This is a genomic window from Protofrankia sp. Cj5, from assembly GCF_917627405.1.
GTDB lineage: Bacteria > Actinomycetota > Actinomycetes > Frankiales > Frankiaceae > Protofrankia.
The window spans coordinates 1-16,615 of sequence record NZ_CAKJTO010000102.1 but is presented as its reverse complement, the minus strand read 5'-3'; the positions used below and the strand labels follow the sequence as shown (position 1 = coordinate 16,615).

The 16,615-nt window shown below is 68.8% G+C and carries 15 protein-coding genes; 12 read left to right on the top strand and 3 right to left on the bottom strand.

Features of this window, described 5'->3' with window-relative positions; all coding sequences use genetic code 11:
- The 9 genes from pncB to MJ777_RS18495 form a co-directional block, all read left to right on the top strand.
- A partial coding sequence (pncB, locus tag MJ777_RS18535; RefSeq protein WP_239377280.1) for a nicotinate phosphoribosyltransferase occupies positions 1-1,168 on the top strand: 1,168 nt, incomplete at its 5' end.
- A gap of 94 nt (positions 1,169-1,262) precedes the next feature.
- Positions 1,263-1,961 (top strand): NUDIX domain-containing protein, encoded by a 699-nt coding sequence (locus MJ777_RS18530; protein WP_239308687.1) that lies wholly within the window; start codon positions 1,263-1,265, stop codon positions 1,959-1,961.
- Between the two features lie 107 nt (positions 1,962-2,068).
- Complete coding sequence (locus tag MJ777_RS18525) at positions 2,069-2,263, top strand: hypothetical protein (RefSeq protein ID WP_239308667.1); 195 nt, start codon at positions 2,069-2,071, stop codon at positions 2,261-2,263.
- Positions 2,264-2,444: 181 nt separating this feature from the next.
- Positions 2,445-3,917 carry a helix-turn-helix domain-containing protein gene (locus tag MJ777_RS18520; protein ID WP_239308666.1) on the top strand — a complete coding sequence of 491 codons (1,473 nt, stop codon included), beginning with the start codon at positions 2,445-2,447 and terminating at the stop codon, positions 3,915-3,917.
- A gap of 13 nt (positions 3,918-3,930) precedes the next feature.
- Positions 3,931-4,890 carry an NAD-dependent epimerase/dehydratase family protein gene (locus MJ777_RS18515; protein WP_239308665.1) on the top strand — a complete coding sequence of 320 codons (960 nt, stop codon included), beginning with the start codon at positions 3,931-3,933 and terminating at the stop codon, positions 4,888-4,890.
- Between the two features lie 389 nt (positions 4,891-5,279).
- A complete protein-coding gene (locus MJ777_RS18510; RefSeq protein ID WP_239308664.1) occupies positions 5,280-5,825 on the top strand; it encodes a hypothetical protein in 546 nt (181 codons plus the stop codon).
- A 43-nt stretch (positions 5,826-5,868) separates the two neighbouring features.
- Positions 5,869-8,013 carry an ABC transporter permease gene (locus tag MJ777_RS18505; RefSeq protein ID WP_239308663.1) on the top strand — a complete coding sequence of 715 codons (2,145 nt, stop codon included), beginning with the start codon at positions 5,869-5,871 and terminating at the stop codon, positions 8,011-8,013.
- A complete protein-coding gene (locus tag MJ777_RS18500; RefSeq protein ID WP_239308662.1) occupies positions 8,010-8,774 on the top strand; it encodes an ABC transporter ATP-binding protein in 765 nt (254 codons plus the stop codon). The genes MJ777_RS18505 and MJ777_RS18500 overlap by 4 nt, the downstream gene beginning before the upstream one ends.
- Entirely contained in the window at positions 8,771-9,463 is a 693-nt protein-coding gene (locus MJ777_RS18495; protein ID WP_239308661.1) for an ABC transporter ATP-binding protein, read from the top strand. Before MJ777_RS18500 ends, MJ777_RS18495 begins: the two co-directional genes overlap by 4 nt.
- A 154-nt stretch (positions 9,464-9,617) precedes the next feature.
- On the opposite strand, the gene MJ777_RS18490 is transcribed toward MJ777_RS18495, so the two are convergent.
- Positions 9,618-10,958: an ABC transporter substrate-binding protein gene (locus MJ777_RS18490; RefSeq protein ID WP_239308686.1), complete on the bottom strand. Its 1,341-nt coding sequence runs from the start codon at positions 10,956-10,958 to the stop codon at positions 9,618-9,620.
- Between the two features lie 218 nt (positions 10,959-11,176).
- Complete coding sequence (locus MJ777_RS18485; RefSeq protein ID WP_239377279.1) at positions 11,177-12,259, bottom strand: hypothetical protein; 1,083 nt, start codon at positions 12,257-12,259, stop codon at positions 11,177-11,179.
- A 227-nt stretch (positions 12,260-12,486) separates the two neighbouring features.
- Here MJ777_RS18485 and MJ777_RS18480 point away from each other — a divergent pair, with 227 nt between their 5' ends.
- From MJ777_RS18480 to MJ777_RS18470, 3 genes are all read left to right on the top strand, one after another.
- Positions 12,487-13,020: a hypothetical protein gene (locus tag MJ777_RS18480; RefSeq protein WP_239308659.1), complete on the top strand. Its 534-nt coding sequence runs from the start codon at positions 12,487-12,489 to the stop codon at positions 13,018-13,020.
- Positions 13,021-13,257: 237 nt separating this feature from the next.
- The gene (speB, locus tag MJ777_RS18475; protein WP_239308658.1) at positions 13,258-14,313 is read left to right on the top strand and encodes an agmatinase; all 1,056 of its coding nucleotides are present in this window, start codon (positions 13,258-13,260) and stop codon (positions 14,311-14,313) included.
- A 195-nt stretch (positions 14,314-14,508) separates the two neighbouring features.
- Positions 14,509-15,750: a spermidine/putrescine ABC transporter substrate-binding protein gene (locus MJ777_RS18470; protein WP_239377278.1), complete on the top strand. Its 1,242-nt coding sequence runs from the start codon at positions 14,509-14,511 to the stop codon at positions 15,748-15,750.
- Positions 15,751-15,797: 47 nt separating this feature from the next.
- Here MJ777_RS18470 and MJ777_RS18465 read toward each other — a convergent pair whose 3' ends face one another.
- Positions 15,798-16,610 (bottom strand): RNA methyltransferase, encoded by an 813-nt coding sequence (locus MJ777_RS18465; protein ID WP_239377281.1) that lies wholly within the window; start codon positions 16,608-16,610, stop codon positions 15,798-15,800.
- Positions 16,611-16,615: the final 5 nt, after the last annotated feature.

Here is a 16,615-nt window from a genome sequence, read left to right as displayed (position 1 = left end):
GCTCACCTTCCTACGCCGCGCCGGGATCGTGGACGCAGCCACCACCGACTATCTGGCCGCGTACCGGTTCGGCGGGGACATCCACGGCCTCGCCGAGGGCGAGCCGTTCATGCCGAACACCCCGGTGCTGGTCGTAGAAGGAACCTTCGCTGAATGCGTCCTGCTGGAAACGCTGGTGCTGTCCGTGCTCAACCACGACAGCGCGATCGCCGGCGCGGGGGCGCGGATGGTCGCCGCGGCGGCGGGACGGCCCTGCATCGACATGGGTTCACGCCGTGCCCATGAGCAGGCCGCCGTTGCCGCGGCCAGGGCCGCCTACCTGGTCGGGTTCACCGCCACCTCGAACCTGGAAGCGGCCCGGCGGTGGGACATCCCGAGCAGCGGGACGGCCGCGCACGCGTTCACCCTCGTCCACCCGTCCGAGCAGGTGGCGTTCGCCGCCCAGATCGCCTCGCTCGGCATTGACACGACGCTGCTTGTCGACACCTACGACGTGCCGTCAGCGATCGCGACCGCGGTGGACACAGCCGGCCCGGGGCTCGGCGCGATCCGCCTGGACAGCGGCGATCTCGGCCCCGCGGCCTGGGCCGCCCGAGCGCAGCTGGACTCGCTCGGCGCGCAGAGCACCCGCATCATCGCGACCGGCGATCTGGACGAACACGTCATCTCCAGGCTTTCGCACGCGCCGGTCGACGGTTACGGCATCGGTACGAAGCTCGTCACCGGTTCGGGAGCGCCCACCGCCGGGTTCGTCTACAAAATCGTCGAGGTGGACGGGACCGGCGTCGCCAAGATGTCAGCTGGTAAGAGCACCAAGGGATGGCGCAAGCGGGTAAGCCGCCGCCACGACCGGAACGGGGTCGCGGTGGCGGATGTGATCACAATCGACACCACCGGGTCCGCCGGCCCCAACAGCGACGGATCGGCCAGGCTCGGCACACCTGGGAGCGGCCCGCGCGAAACCGACCTGGACCGGGGACTGCTCCTACCGCTGGTGCGCGGCGGAACGGTCCTGGACACGGCACGGACCAACGCGAACGGGCTGCTGGCGGCGCGCGCGCACCACGAGGCGACCGTGGCGAGCCTGCCGGCGGACGCCCGCTCCATCGCCTTCGGCGGACCGTGCCTGCCGGTCATCACCGTCGGGACGCCCGTTGGGCGACGGTGATGACCGCGCGTCCGACCTGACCGGGCAAGCCGGAGCTGAGGCGGCAACCGGGCGGCCGGCGGGAGCACAGCCACCCGCGCGCGGCGCGGCGGAGGTGTTCCCCGGGCCAGCGATCGCGGTGAGTGTGGACGTCGTCCTGCTCACCCTGCGGGCCGGTCAGCTCTGTGTGCTGGTCACGCAGCGCGCGTCTCCGCCGTTCCAGGACGACTGGGCGTTGCCCGGTGGCCTCGTCCGGGTGGACGAGGACCTTGACGCCTCAGCCCGCCGCCAGCTCACCGAGGAAACCGGAGTCGCCGCTTCGGGCCATCTTGAGCAGCTACGGACCTACGGACGCCCGGACCGCGATCCCCGGGCCCGGGTCGTCAGTGTGGCCTACCTCGCGTTGCTGCCGAACCTGCCCCCTCCGCCGGGAGCCGATCGCGACGGGCCGCGAGCCCGCTGGTGGCCGGTGGAGGATCTGGGCTCAGCGGACGGCCCGACCCTCGCCTTCGACCATCCGGCGATCGTCGCTGACGGCATGGAGCGGGCCCGCAGCAAACTGGAGTACACCCCGCTCGCGGCGGCCTTCTGCGAGGAACCGTTCACCCTGGCTGACCTGCGTCGCGTCTATGAGGCGGCCTGGGGAGCCCCGCTGGATCCCCCCAACTTCCGCCGCAAGGTCCTGTCAACAACGGGCTTCGTGGTACCGGTGGGCGCCCGAGCCGCGCCACGTGGCGGGGGACGCCCCGCCGAGCTGTACCGGCGGGGCTCGGCCACCGCCCTGCATCCCCCGCTGCTGCGCCGGACCGTGTGACCAGGAGACCGGCAACAGCACCAGCTTCACAGCACCAGCTTCACAACGCCGGGCGCACAGCACCAGGCGCCTCGTCCGGTGACAACTCACATGAGATCGTTGTCAGCGTGGATCCCAGCAACGCCGGAATATTCCTCGTGCTCGTCGGCGGAGCACTGTGCGCGCTGCTGTTCTTCGCCGGCCGGGCTGGGCGGAGCCTCGCCGGCGAGCTCTGGAGCCGGTTGGGCCTCCTGCGCTGGATCTTCCTATTGATCATAGTGGTCATTCTTTTCGATCTCGCCGACGGCGCCGTGAACCGCTGAGCGGGTTCCCCCCCCGTCGCGACATGACTCGAACGTCCGTAAGCGGAACGTGCCATTATTCTTACGCACAGGCACGCCTTTCCTGTACCGAAAGCAACCGTTTTGTAGCTATGCGCCGACAGTCATCTAACTAGTTATACTTAACTCCCAGCAAGCCCAAAACAGGACGAAAGGATCGCGGGTGACTGGTCAACCATGGCTGTGGATGCCCCCGCACCAGGCATCGCGTCCCGTCGGCGTGGGGCTGCTCCTCCGTTCATACCGGCAGACCTACGGACTCACCCAGCAGCAGCTTGCCGAACGGCTCGGCTTCGACCAGTCCTATGTCTCGAAGGTCGAAAGCGGCCGGCGCGCCATCCACGACATCTCCACACTCCGCCACATCGCCCGCAGGCTCTCCCTGTCGCCCGAGGACGTGGGGCTGGCCGCGGGCTCCCTCGCCGACCTCCGCAGGGACAGCAGCACAACCGTGGACCCCCTCGCCGAGCGGGTCGCGGCGAGCCAGCGCACCTGGCGGCTGACACGCGACCACCTCAACCACCACCGGATCCGCCTGGCCCGTGCCGCCGCCCAGCTCTATCCCGAGGCCTACCGGCTCGGTAACGGCCTGCTGACCGGGCCCGGCTGGATGTGGGACGCGCCCATCGACATCGCCGACGTCGGGCTGGAATGGTCGGATGCGACACACCCGCCCACCATCTCGGGCACGGGTACCGATACCGAACACGTCCGCCCGCTCACTGGCGACGGGTCCGCCTTCGGGACCTACGCCCGAGCCATGCGTGACCTCGACCGGCCCACTCTTTTCGAGAACCGCCTGAGCTTCCGGCTCCTGGAGGCCGTCCGCGCCGGGAGTAACGGCCACCCGAAGCTGTCCTTCGGGCACACCACCTACTTTGATGCCCTTGATGTGTGTGAGTCGGTGGCGCATGAGGCCGCCGCGGCAATGATCGACGGCGGCCTGTCCTGGCCGGCGCTGCCCTTCCGGCGCCGGATCGGGGACCCGTTCGATCTGGAACGGCGGGTCGCGTTACCCTCCATCAACACGCTGACCATCCGTTACGACAAAACCCGAGCCAGCTTCGTACTGCACCGGCGCAGTGCCGGTTCGGTCGCCACCGCCGGCGGTGTTTACCATATCCTGCCGGCCGGGGTGTTCCAGCCGTCAGGAATCTCCGCTTCCCACCACCGGACGGACTTCAACCTATGGCGCAACATCATGCGTGAGCTGAGCGAAGAGCTTCTCGGTAACGCCGAGCACGACGGCAGCAGCTCCTCGTTGATCGACTATGACGGCAGCGAGCCCTTCCGCTCGCTGGAACAGGCCCGCCGGTCCGGACGTGTCCGCGTGTGGTGTTTCGGCGTGGGCCTCGACGCGCTGACGCTCTTCGGCGAGATCCTGACTGTCGTGGTCATAGACGCTGATGTGTTCGACACGTTGTTCAGCGGGATGGTAGCGATGAACGCCGAAGGATCCGTGGTCACGACGGGACCGAACCAGCGGGCCTGCGACGGCATTCCGTTCACGGCGGCGACCGTCCGCCGGCTGATCGAGCAGGAACCACTCGCTCCCTCGGCCGCGGCCTGTCTGGATCTCGCATGGCGCCACCGCGGAACGCTGCTTCCGGGGCTGCGTATGCGGGCCACCCTCTGAGCGCGCCAGAGCCATGCGTGTTCTCGTGACCGGTGCGGCCGGTTTTGTGGGCGGAGTCGTCGCGGACACCCTCGCCGCGGCTGGCCATCAGGTCACCGCCCTCGTTCGCAACGAGCCGCCCCCGGCCCGGCTGACCCCGGGCATAGAGATCGTCAAAGCCGACCTGCTGGAGATCCACACACTCGCGGCGGCAGGCATCGACCGTGGGTTCGACGCGGTCTGTCACCTCGCCGCCCTGACCCGGGTGCGCGAGTCACAGAGCGACCCGCTGCGGTACTTCGCGGTGAACGTGACAGGCACCGTGAACCTGCTGAGCCTGCTCGAGCGCGGCACCCAGATCAGCGACATCGCGCCGATCGTCGTCCTGGGCTCAAGCTGCGCGGTCTACGGCACACCCGAGACCCAGCCCATCCCCGAGACCCAGCCGCCGGCACCGACAAACGCATACGGTGCCTCCAAAATTTCCGCCGAGCAGATCGTCACCCACCAGGCCGCGACCGGCCGGATCGGCGCGGTGGTGCTGCGCTCCTTCAACATCGCGGGCGCCGCGGGCGGGCACGCGGACAACGACCGGAGCCGGATCATTCCAGCGGCGCTGGCGGTGGCGGCGGGCACGTCCGATGTCTTCGGCGTCAACGGGGACGGCGCGGTGATCCGCGAGTACGTGCACGTCGCCGACATGGCCGATGCCTATCTTGCGGCCCTGGACGCCGTGCCGCCTGGCCACAGCGAAATCTTCAACGTCGGCACAGGCGCTGGCGTCAGCGTCGCGGAGGTACTCGCGGCGGTCGAACGCGTCACCGGCCGTACCGTACGGCAGGTGCGCCGGCCCCCCGCGGCCGAACCGCCCATGCTGGTTGCCGACAGTCGCCGCATCCGGGCGAAACTGACATGGCGCCCAACCCGCTCGACAATCGACCGGATCGTCGCCGACGCATGGGACCACACAGCCCCGCGCACATCCGTTCAGTGATCGGCCAGGGCGGCTACGCCCACCGGCCCTGGCGAGGCGGCGGAAACAGCTATGATGTGGACGACATCGGCGATATGGATGGATGCGTATGGATGCGTCATGAATCATGCCGCAATACCGACTCCCAGCCGGCCGGGCGTCGCCATCCGCCCTGCCGGCCGACGGAATCGTCGTAAGATTTACGATCATCTATCCAGCGGATAGTCGATGTCACCGCATAGCCAACCATCCATCACAAAAAACCCTCGGCGAAGTCAACGCAGCACGCATCGATGCCTGGCACTAATCTGACTTAACGCTGATCGGGACCGGTCAGCTGCGCCGGAACCGACGCGTGTCGGACAATCGGCTGCTGTCGCAGCCGCGGCGCATTCTGGGGGAGACACAGGGTGGACAGACAACCTGCGGGCGGGCAGCGCCCTCGGCCGACGTCTCGGGTGGTCGTCGACGTGGTACGCGCGGTGCGCGGCTGGGTTGTGGCAGTCGCGGGCGGTGTGCTTCTGTTCGGTTGCTACCTGGGTGTCTCCGCGGAGACCGACCCCGGGCGTCAGCTCCCCTACTTCGCCTCCGGTGGGCTCGGCGGGCTCGCGCTCGTCCTGCTCGGGTGCGCGCTGCTGGTAGCCGACCAGATCGACGCCGTCTCGAAGAACGATCGCCGGACAGACCATCAGGTGGACGAGCTGCACCGGCTTATCGTCACCGCGGCCAGCGCCGGCTTTGTCCCGCCCACCAGCGCTCCGGCGCCCCCCGCCAGCGGCACAGCCCCGGCCAGCTACGACGACGAAGGCCTCTTCGCGGTGCCCGCGGGGCGGACCTACCACCGTCGTACCTGCGAAATGATTGTCGGGAAACCCGCGCAGCCGGTGGATTCCGACCAGATCGCGACACGTGGCCTGACGGCCTGCACCATCTGTGAACCAAAGATCATCACGTGAGACGGCCGGGCCAGCCCCCGCGGCCGCGGCGGGAGGATTGACGGTGACAAGCATCAACCTGGCATTTGCCGGAATTTCCATCGGGGCAATCGCCGCTCTTTCCGGTATCGGCCTGCTTGTCACCTATCGGACCAACGGTGTCCTCAACATCGCTCAAGGTGGTATCGCGGCGCTGGTCGCCTACGTCTTTCGCGAAATGGTCGTGGAATGGGAGCTGCCCATCTGGGCGTCGGCGCTGCTCTCGCTCGCGGTGATCTCTCCGGTGATCGGCCTGTTGCTCGAGCGCTTCGTCTTTCGCCCGCTCGCCCGCCGGCGTGCCTCCGCGGCCGAATCCCTGGTGGCGAGTTTGGGCGTGCTGGTCCTCACCGTCGGGATGACCGCCGGCATCTGGGGGCTGGGTTCCCGCCCAGACGCGCCAAGCCTGTTCCCGGCCCGCGCGATCCGGCTGCCGGGTAACAACCGGATTAGCGTGGACGCGCTCGCCGAGCTGGCTCTGGTCGTCACCGTGTGTGTTGTCCTCGGGGTCATCACGACCCGTACCCGGTTCGGCAGACAGGTCCGGGCCGTGGTGGACGACCGCCAGCTCGCCGAGCTTTCGGCGATTCCGGCCGACCGGGTCGCGGCCGCCGGATGGGCCGTCGGCACCACCCTCGCCGGGTTCACCGGCATCCTGCTGGCTCCGCGGCTACAGCTCACTCCGTACGGGCTCACGCTGCTGGTCCTGGAAACGTTCGCGGTGGTCGTCGCCGCCCGCCTGGCCAGCATGCCGGGTGCGGTCATAACCGCGCTGGCCATCGGCATCCTGCAAAGCGAGCTGAGCCAGTTCCAGGTGACCGGCAGATTCGCCGCGCTGTTTCTCGCCGTGCAGTCCAACCTGTTCGTGGCCGCGCTGCTCATTCTGCTGCTGGTGGTCCCCCGCTTGCGTGAGCTCGGCGGGGACGCCGGCTCCACCGGCCGCTTCTCCAGCCGCGGCGCGCCGCCGTCGGGCCCACCCGGCCCTGCCGATCAGCGCCGCGACGTGCTCGGGAAGCTGGGCGGCGCGGCGCTGCTCCTGGCTCCCCTCACCTTCGCTCCCCCGGACCTGCGTAACGCCTTCACCGTGCCGGCCCTTGCGCTGATCTTCCTGTCCTTGGTGATCGTCACCGGCTACAGCGGCCAGGTCTCCCTGGGCGTCGCCGGCTACGCCGGGCTCGGGGCGCTGCTGTCCGCCAAGCTGGCCGCCGGCGCGCTGTTCGGGCTGCCGGCCCTGCCCGGCCCGGCCGCCCTGCTGCTGGGCGCGCTGCTGGTCGCCCCGGTCGGTCTGCTCACCGGGTACCCCGCGATCCGGCGGCGGGGCCTCACCCTGGCGCTCACGACGTTCGCGGTCGGAGCGGTCGTGTCCCGCTTCGTGTTCCAGCAGCAGACGTTCGTCGCCAGGCTGCACGTCACGCCATTGTCCGTTGCCCACCGTACGTTATCCGACCGCTGGTTCTACGTCGTGGAACTGCTCTGTCTCGGGCTCGGCCTGCTCGTGGTCCGCAACCTGCATGAGGGACGGCTGGGCAGGGCGCTGCTGGCAGTGCGTGACCACACCGAGGGCGCGGCCGCGGTCGGCGTCGACGTCCGCAACCTCAAGTTGCTGTCCTTCACCGTCTCCTCTGTCGTGGCCGGGCTCGGCGGCGCTCTGCTGATGCTCGGCTCATCCTCTTTCGATCCTGAAACGTTCTCCCCGCTCAACAGCCTGCTGTGGTTCACCGCGGTCGTCGTCTTCGGCGCGGACAGCGCCGCCGGTGCCGTCGTCGCGGCTGGCTTCATCGTCACCATCGACACGCTGGCCCCGGCCGGTTCATCCACCCTCGCGGTCGGCATCCTCGCGCTCACCCTGGGCTGGCTGCCGGGTGGGCTCGCCTCCGCCGTCCGGGGTGTCATCACGTTCCTGAGCGGCCGCCTCGCCGAAGATCTTCCCTATGCCGCCGGAACCCCACTCACCCCAACCGGGCGTCAGCCGATCCTGTCAGTTCCACCGTCAGGTGTGCTGTCAGTCGTGCCGTCCAGCAAGGTGGCCACCGCCGCCGTGACGCCCGCGGGACACCGGTACCCGGCACCTCAGAACGCACCCGCGTTGTCCCCGTTCGGGCAGGCCCTCGTCGCCTGGGTGCGGGAGGGCACGCGCCTGGCACCTGTGACCGGCGCGAGGAGGACGCGGTGAGCCGGGCTGAACTCAGCGGCCACGGGCTCGTCCGCGGCTACGGCGGGCTCATCGCGGTCAACAAGGTCGACATCACCGTTGCGCCAGGCAAAGTCACCGGGCTGATCGGGCCGAACGGCGCCGGCAAGTCAACACTGTTCAGCCTGCTCACCGGCGTGGAAAAACCCGACAAAGGCACGGTCTCACTCGGCGGCCGAAACATCACCCGGATGCCCCCGGATGCCCGCGCCCGCCGCGGCCTGGTTCAGACCTTCCAGGTCCCGTCGCTGTTCTCCAGCATGACCGTCATGGACAACCTCCTGGTCGGCGCTGAGAACAGGCGCCGCGACTACGCGGGCGGGCTGTTCGGGCTGACGCCGCGCGGCGCCGCCAGGGCCCAGCGCATGGCAACCCGTACGCTGGACTCGCTCGGTCTCACGGGCATCGCCGACGTGACCGCGGGAACGCTGTCCACGGGCGCGCTGCGCCTGGTCGAGCTGGCGCGTGCGTTGTGCGCCCGTCCCGATGTCCTGCTGCTGGACGAGCCGGCGAGCGGCCTCGACGGGCAGGAAACCGAGCGGCTGTCCGCGCTGTTGCGCCGGGTCGCCGCCGAAGGGGTCGGCGTCCTGCTGGTCGACCACGATGTCGAGCTGGTCTTCTCCGTCACCGACCAGGTGTACGCGATGGTCGGCGGCAGCATCGTAGCCGAGGGCGCGCCAGCTGCCGTCCGTGACGACCCGACCGTCCGGTCCGTCTACCTTGCCCAGGGGCCGCTGGCATGAGTGCCGAACTGATACTCACGGGAGCACGGGCCGGCTACCGCACCATCGAGGTCCTGCACGGTCTCGACCTGACCGTTCCGGCCGGCAAGGTCACCGCGTTGCTCGGGGTCAACGGAGCCGGTAAGAGCAGCACGCTACGGGTGCTCGCCGGCCTGTTACCGCTTCGGTCAGGATCGCTGACCTGGCGCGGCAAGAAAATCACCAAGATGTCCGCGCTGGACCGCGCCCGAGCGGGCCTCATGCTTGTGCCGGATGAACGGGCGGTGTTCGCCAGCCTCACCGTCGAGGAGAATCTTCGGGTCATCGTGGAGGCAATGGGCCGCCGGGACATCTCACCCGCGCTGGCGGCCTTCCCTCGCCTCGGTGAGCCCAACCGGCTGAGCCAGCGGGCCGGGACGCTGTCCGGCGGGGAACGGCGCATGCTGGCGCTGGCCCGTGTCCTGCTGGCCCAGCCCAAGGTGCTGCTCGTCGACGAGCTGTCGCTCGGCCTGTCGCCGAAGGTGGCGAGCGAACTGTTCGCGTGGCTCTCGACGGTGGCCGTCGGTGGGACGACGGTCGTCCTCGCCGACCAGTACACCGAAGAAGCTCTGAACCTCGCCGACGTCGTCTATGTGCTGCACCGCGGCGAGTGTTCGTTCGTCGGCGATCCCGCCGAGCTGAAACCGAGCGTGTCCGCGGACCCGGTCTGACCCGTTCCGGACCGGTTCGTAGCGGTCCATAGTGGTCCGGTAACGGGTCAGACCGGGTCCCGATGGCTGCCCACCGATCGAGCCCGAGGGCGCGGACCTCCCCCGCCGCGCGAAAACAATCACCGCGCGGCCGTTGGCCCCCCAGCCGCGCGAACTACTCAGCGGGGTAGGGCAGGTTCGGGACGTCGAAACAATTAGTATCCAAACCTTTGCCCTGAGTCGCCCAAGCGCCCTTTCCGCCGTTCGCTGAGTCCTCCCACTTGGCGACCTCAATGCAATTGTGATCAGTAGCCGGCGGAGCCGGAATCTTGGTGAAATTGCGCGGGGCAAGCAAACCGTCACCGGTGTAGTCCTGCGGTCGGTTCATGAAGCTTTCGACACATCCGCGGGTGAGATTGACGCCGCAGGACCTCATCGCATCGGTGAGCCAGGCGGCGGACACATAGCCCTCAAACGTCCACATGTTCAGCTGGCCCTCGCGCGCGGGCTCGTACTTCGCCATCGCCTCGCGGAACTTCGCCACGGCCGGATAGCTCGTGTCGTTGTAGTTACGGGTCGAGCTGATCGCGTAGGTGGCGCTCCGGCAGCCTGGCGCGTCCGCAAAGGTCTTGCCGAAGGTGTCGGTCCACCCCTGGCTCGTGGTCACCTTCGCCTTGACCGTGAGCCCCTGCGCCTGCATGGACTTGCACAGGGACAGGTTACCGGTGTCCTCCATCGCGTCAAAGATCACATCAACCCCGCGTGACTTCATGTCCAGCACGGCGGCGTCGAAGTTCGGAAGCCCGAGGTTGATCTCTTTTTCGATGACCGTGTACCCTTCCTGGCGCAGGCCGTCAGCCACCGACTTCGCATAGCGCTGGGAAGGCGCGACGTTGTAGTACACGACGCCCGCGGTCTTGGTGTTCAGGTTCTCCTTGAGCCACCGGTAGTTCTCCGTGCCCGCATAGAGCGTGCCGCCATAGCCAGGCCGACCGCCGTCGCGCGGGTAATAACTGCCATAAAGAGAGTAAAGGTGCGGATACTGGTCGTAGGCATTACCGATCGGCTGGCCAGCGATGTCCGGTACGCCTTTGGAGTTGAGGTACGGCGCCCCGTCATAGTTGAACGCCGCCACCCCGGCCAACGCGAAGACCTTCTCATCGTCGACAAGCTTGCGGACGCACGCCGCGTTGTCCGGCCCGCTGCCATGGTCATCGCACTGGACGAACGTCACCTTGCGGCCGTTCACCCCACCGGCCGCGTTGAGCGCGTCGAAGTACGCCTTGGCCCCGTACAGGGAACCGGAGAACGTCGTCGGCCCCAGTGGGCTCGTCAGACCGACAATGGCACCGACCTTGATGTCGTTCGCGGTCACACCGGTGTCCGACGCGGTGTTCGCGCCGCCCCCCTGGGACGGGCCGCTGGGCGGCGTGCCCTGGTTACTCACCCTGCTTCCGCAGGCCGCAAGCACAAGGACGGACAGTGCGGCTGTGACGACGAGCGACTTCGCTCGTATGGGCATTACTCTCCCTCGTGATCGCTGGTTGCCTCAGACGTTATTGCGCTTCCTGGGATTCCGCGCGCCACCCCTCCAAGATCAAAAATTGCACGCGGGCAGGAACGGCACCAGGAACGTCCGGTAGCGCCCGGTCAGGCACTGGCCATCATCACGATGGCAATCAGCATCGCGGTTCAACTCCCGCCGAGCCGACTGTACTGGTCATGTTTTTATGATCAACCACCGTGGCGCGTCCGAAAGCGCCGCCACCACCGTCTGCGTGACACCGACGCGATGGGATGCGCCGACACGAGAACCTGGCCGTCCTCCGTGAACACCTCATTCTGGCCGCCCCCGACAGGGCTGTTCCCGGAATCACCGTTTGCGGGATCATCGCGGCTGAAGTCGGCAGCGGCCTCAGCGGGACCGGCACCGTTGGTGCCCGGCGTGGACGCGGTGGTGGACGCGCTGGTGGACAGCAGCGTCACCGTGGAGGACAACTGATCACGCTCGACAGTGGAGCCCGCGGCCACGGACGGCACCTCGACAACCGCGGGTGTCACCTCGCTGGACGCGAGCGACGCTTCAGCGACCGGCACGGGCGACGCTTCGGTGACCGGCGCGAGCGACGCTTCGGTGACCGGCGCGAGCGACGCTTCAGCGACCGGCACGGGCGACGCCTTGACCGAGTCAGCGGCGGCAGCGGCTGGCAGGGCTGACACGTCGGGCGCGTCGGGCGCGTCCGCTTGATCGGCGCCCGGTACCGCTGGCTGGGCCGAGGACCGCGCTGGTGGTTGCCGAGAAGAGCCAGCCGCCGATGCGCTGGCGGACTTCCCGCGGGGCGCCCGGGGCCGCTTCGCGGGTGACTTCGGCTCGGGCCGCGCCGCCACCGTTTCATCAGAGCCGTCCCGTGGAGCGGGAACCGCCCGCCGGCCGGATTTCGCCACGGTACCGGCGACAAATGGCGCCGCGGCGGGTTCTGGAGTCACTCGCTGAGTGGGGACGGACTCAGCCGCTACGGACTCGTCTCCCAGCGAATCTCCGAGTGAATCTCCCGACCGCGGTGCGGGGGTTTGTGCCGGTACGGCCGGCTGTGCCCGCGTGGGTTTCGGGTAGGCATCGTGCTGCGGCAACAACCTGTTCACAATGCGTCCGCTCGGGCCCGGCCCGCGGTGGATGCGCCCATTGTCCGACAGTCGCCGACAGACCTGGTTCACGGTCTGCCGACGAAGCTCCAGCGCTTCCGCCAGCTGTCCGTCGTCCAGGCCAGCCGGAGCCTTTGCCAGCCGCTCAAGAATGCGGTCCGCGACAGTAGTCACAAACCCGGACGCTATACGCCATCCAAAATCCGCTTGCAAGCGGGGTGGGTCGACTTCAGCGCCTGTCGTCCGTCCGTGGTGAGTCCGGCGCTCCGCGCGAGCGGTGCAGGCGTGCCCGGTGGTGGTTTGATGATCCGTGCGCCTTGGCGTTATCCGCGGCCCATTCGGGGAATAGCCGCCGATGACACCCCACGGCAACAAGCCAATGATCCAGCCAGGAGGCGACGATGGCGCAACTGATGCCGGACGACGACATCAACAGCGTCGACGCCGGCTACATCAACGCCTATGGCGGCCCGCTTGAGCAGTCCGAGAGCCTCGACAGCGACGGCCTCGGATCAACCGACCGGGGGCATGACCCGCTTGACGACGGCTGGGATCCGCCGGACCGCTTCAGTCCGGGTGAACGCTTCGGCACGACCGCCGCCGAACAGCGTACGGGTGAGTCGCTGGACTCGCTGCTCGCGCAGGAGCAGCCCGATCCGGATCCGTATGCCGAGGCGGCCCGGTTGGAGTCGGGCGACGTCTTGGAGTCCGACGTGTACGCTCCGTTCGATCCGCCGGAAAAGCTCACGCTGGACCTTGACGGACCAGCGGGCAGTTCACCCCCTCTGCTCGCCGACGACGAAGGCGTACGGAACGTAACCACTGGAGAGCTCATCGCACATGGCCCGGTCGGTGGACGCTGCCGCAGCCGCGAGGACCCCCCGCGGCCGAGCGCACCGGAGGAGGAAGCGGTACGGGTCCACGACGAAGAGTGACCGGCGATAGGGGACGCGGCGCCGCGGGGCTGGGGCACGCACCTCGCATCGTTGTCGCCGGTCGACGCCCAACACCTCCGGTGACTGCCGGGCGCTCTCATCCGGCCCCGGCCCGCTCCAGCACGATCCGATCGACGCCCTCACCACCACCCCGCTGGCCGCCACCGGCCACCGGCCACCGGCGGCAGGCCGCGCCCGCGGTCTGCACACCACCGCCATACCCGCCATGCTGGCACGATGGCCTACGGCGAGCCGGCTCCCGACGACATGACCGCGGCACGCGAGCCGCCAGCGAACGACGCCCCCGGTTATGAGGGGCTGGCGACCTTCTGTCACCGACCGTGGTTGCCCGCGCCGGCAGACCTCGCGGCCCGCCGTCCGGACGTCGCCGTGATCGGAGCGCCGTTCGACATCGCGACCACTCATCGGCCGGGCGCCCGCTTCGGCCCGCGGGCCCTGCGCGCGCTCGCCTACGAATCCGGCACATATCATCTCGATCTCGGTATTGAGATCTTCGACTGGCTCGACGTCGTGGACGCCGGGGACGCCCGCTGCCCGAGCGGGCAGACCGAGGCGTCCCATCGCAACATCCGCGCGAAGGTCGGCGGCGTGGCCGGGCTCGGCATCATCCCGGTCGTCATCGGCGGCGACCACTCGATCACCTGGCCAGCGGCGTCCGGGGTGGCCGAGGCCGTCGGCTGGGGCGAGCTCGGCGTGCTGCACTTCGACGCGCATGCCGACACCGCGAACATCATCGATGGCAACCTCGCCTCGCACGGGACACCCATGCGCAGGCTGATCGAGTCCGGAGCCGTCCAGGGGCGCAACTTCGTCCAGGTCGGGCTGCGCGGCTACTGGCCACCACCGGACGTGTTCGCCTGGATGCGCGAACAGGGCATGCGCTGGCACCTGATGCAGGAGATCTGGGAGCGCGGATCGCGCGCGGTTGTCACCGACGCGATCGCCCAGGCTGTGGACGGCTGCCGCGCGCTCTATCTGTCCGTGGACATCGACGTGCTCGACCCCGGCTTCGCGCCGGGTACCGGCACGCCCGAACCAGGCGGGATGACACCCGCGGACCTGCTGCGCGCCGTCCGCCAGGCCGCGCTGGACACCCCGCTGGCGGCGGTGGACATCGTGGAGGTCTCGCCCCCCTACGACCATGCGGAGAACACCGTCAACAACGCGCATCGGGTCGCGATGGAGGTGTTCGCCGCCCTCGCCCACCGGCGGCGCCGCGCCGCCGGTGGTGTCCCCGGCCTACCTGGACGCGACCCGCACGGCATCTCCTGACCCGCACCAGCCCCCCTGTCCACCCGCCCCGGTCCCCCGACCCCCGGTCCCCGGTCCGCTGCGGACCGGGGGGACTCGCGTCCCGCCAGCGTGGGGACGGGGACCCTCTATTGGGCAGGTGGACCGCTGTTGGGAACATAAGGGACAGCACGCCCCGATACTCTCCCGCGGACTTCCCACTCTGAGGTGGCGCCCATGCAGGGACGGCAGCCCCGACGATCAGCGAGCCGGCGGTCGCTCCTGCGCGGATCGATCGGCGCGGCCAGCCTGCCCGGCCTGTCGGCGCTGGTTGCGGCCTGCTCGGGTGCGCACACCGAAACATTCTCCGAACAGCAGCACCCGAAACCCGGCCCGAACAACCCCATGCTGTGGCCCATCAGAGCCGACAACCAACCCATCGCGAGCAACCTGTCGCCGGAACGCGACCGCCCCCTCAAAATCTTCAACTGGCCCGACTACATCGACCCACGGGCACTCGCGTCGTTCCGCGACTCCGTGGGTGTGACCGTCGAGGTGACGACGTTCAGCGACAACAGCCAGGCGCTGGAGGCCATCTCGGCCGGCACCGTCGACCACGACATCTACCTGCCGAGTTATGACCAGCTCGCCCAACTGGTCGGCAACGGCCGGCTGCGGCCGCTGAACCACAGCTACATCCCGAACATCAGCCAGGTATGGCCGGACTTCACCAACCCATTCTATGATCTCCAGTGGCGCTACACCGTGCCGTACACCGTCTACAGCACCGGCATCGCCTGGCGTTCGGACCTCGTCAGCGAGGACATCAGCGCGCGGGACAACCCGTTCGACGTCTTCTGGGACGCCCGGTACCGCGACAAGATCTCCGTGATCAACGACTATCGAGCCGTGATGGGCATGGTCCTGCTGCGGAACGGCCTCGACCTGAACACGGCCCGGCAGAGCGATCTCGACCTTGTCCGGGCGCAGCTGGCCGACATGGTCCGCGAGACCCGGCCCAAGGCGACGATCACCAACTACCGAGACCTGCCCGGGGGGCACTTCCCCATCGTCCAGGCCTGGTCCGGGGATGTGGTGAACGCCCGCAACTACCTGGCCAGGAACGCGAACCCGAACATCCTGCGCTACTGGTCACCGAGCGACGGCCGCCACCAGGCGGACAACGATCTGATGGTGGTCCTGCGGAACGGCAGGAACCCGGTGGCCGCGCACATGTTCCTCAACCACATGCTCGACTTCGACGTCGCGGTGAGAAACTACGCGACGATCGGGTACCAGCCACCGCAGAACCGCATCACCTCCGCCGGACTCATCAGTCAGGGGTTCCTGCCACCGAGCCTGGCGAGCGCGGCCGTGGAACCGGCCTACTTCGCCACCGGCCTGCGCATTCTCGAGCTCGACCCCGACGTGGACCGACGCTGGCGGTCGGTCTGGAACGAGTTCCGCACCAACACCTGACACACCGGCGCCTGGCACACCGGCGCCTGGCAGCGTGGGCCTTGAGCTCAGCGAGCGGTCATCGGGCGGCCGAGGGCGTAACAGGCGATCGCCGCGGTCGCCGCGACGTTGAGCGAATCCACCCCGTTCGCCATCGGGATCCGCACCTGGATGGTGGCCGCCTCGAGCGCCGCCCGCGTCAGGCCCGGGCCCTCCGAGCCGAGCAGCAGCGCCAGCTTCTCGTACGGCCGGGCGCTGAACTCGTCGAGCGCCACCGCGTCCGGGGACGGCGTGAGCGCGACCACCGCGAACCCGTGGTCCATCAGCAGCGACAGCGCCGCCGGCCACGGATCGATGCGGGCGTACGGCACCGCGAACACCTCGCCCATCGACACCCGCACCGACCGCCGGTACAGCGGATCAGCGCATCGCGGGCTGAGCAGAACCGCGTCCATCCCGAGCCCCGCCGCCGACCGGAAGATCGCTCCGAGGTTCGTATGGCTGACGATGTCCTCGCAGACCAGTATCCGGTCGGCCGTGTCCAGCACGTCCCCCAACGGGATCAACGGGCGACGGCACATGGAGGCCAGCGCCCCACGGTGCACCTCGAACCCGGTGATCGTGGCAAGCACGTCCGGCCCGGCGAGGTAGACCGGGATGCCCGGGTCGAGATCGTCCGGCACCAGCGCGAGCTTCGACGGCCCGACCAGCAACGAACGCGGACGGTAACCAGCACGACGGGCCCTGTCGATGACCATCTCGCCCTCCGCGATGAACAGCCCCTCCGCCGGCTCCCGCCGCCGGCGCAGGGCCACGTCGGTCAGCCCGACATAGTCACGGACCCGTTCGTCGGCCGGGTCGTCGATCTCCACAATGCCCAACCCGC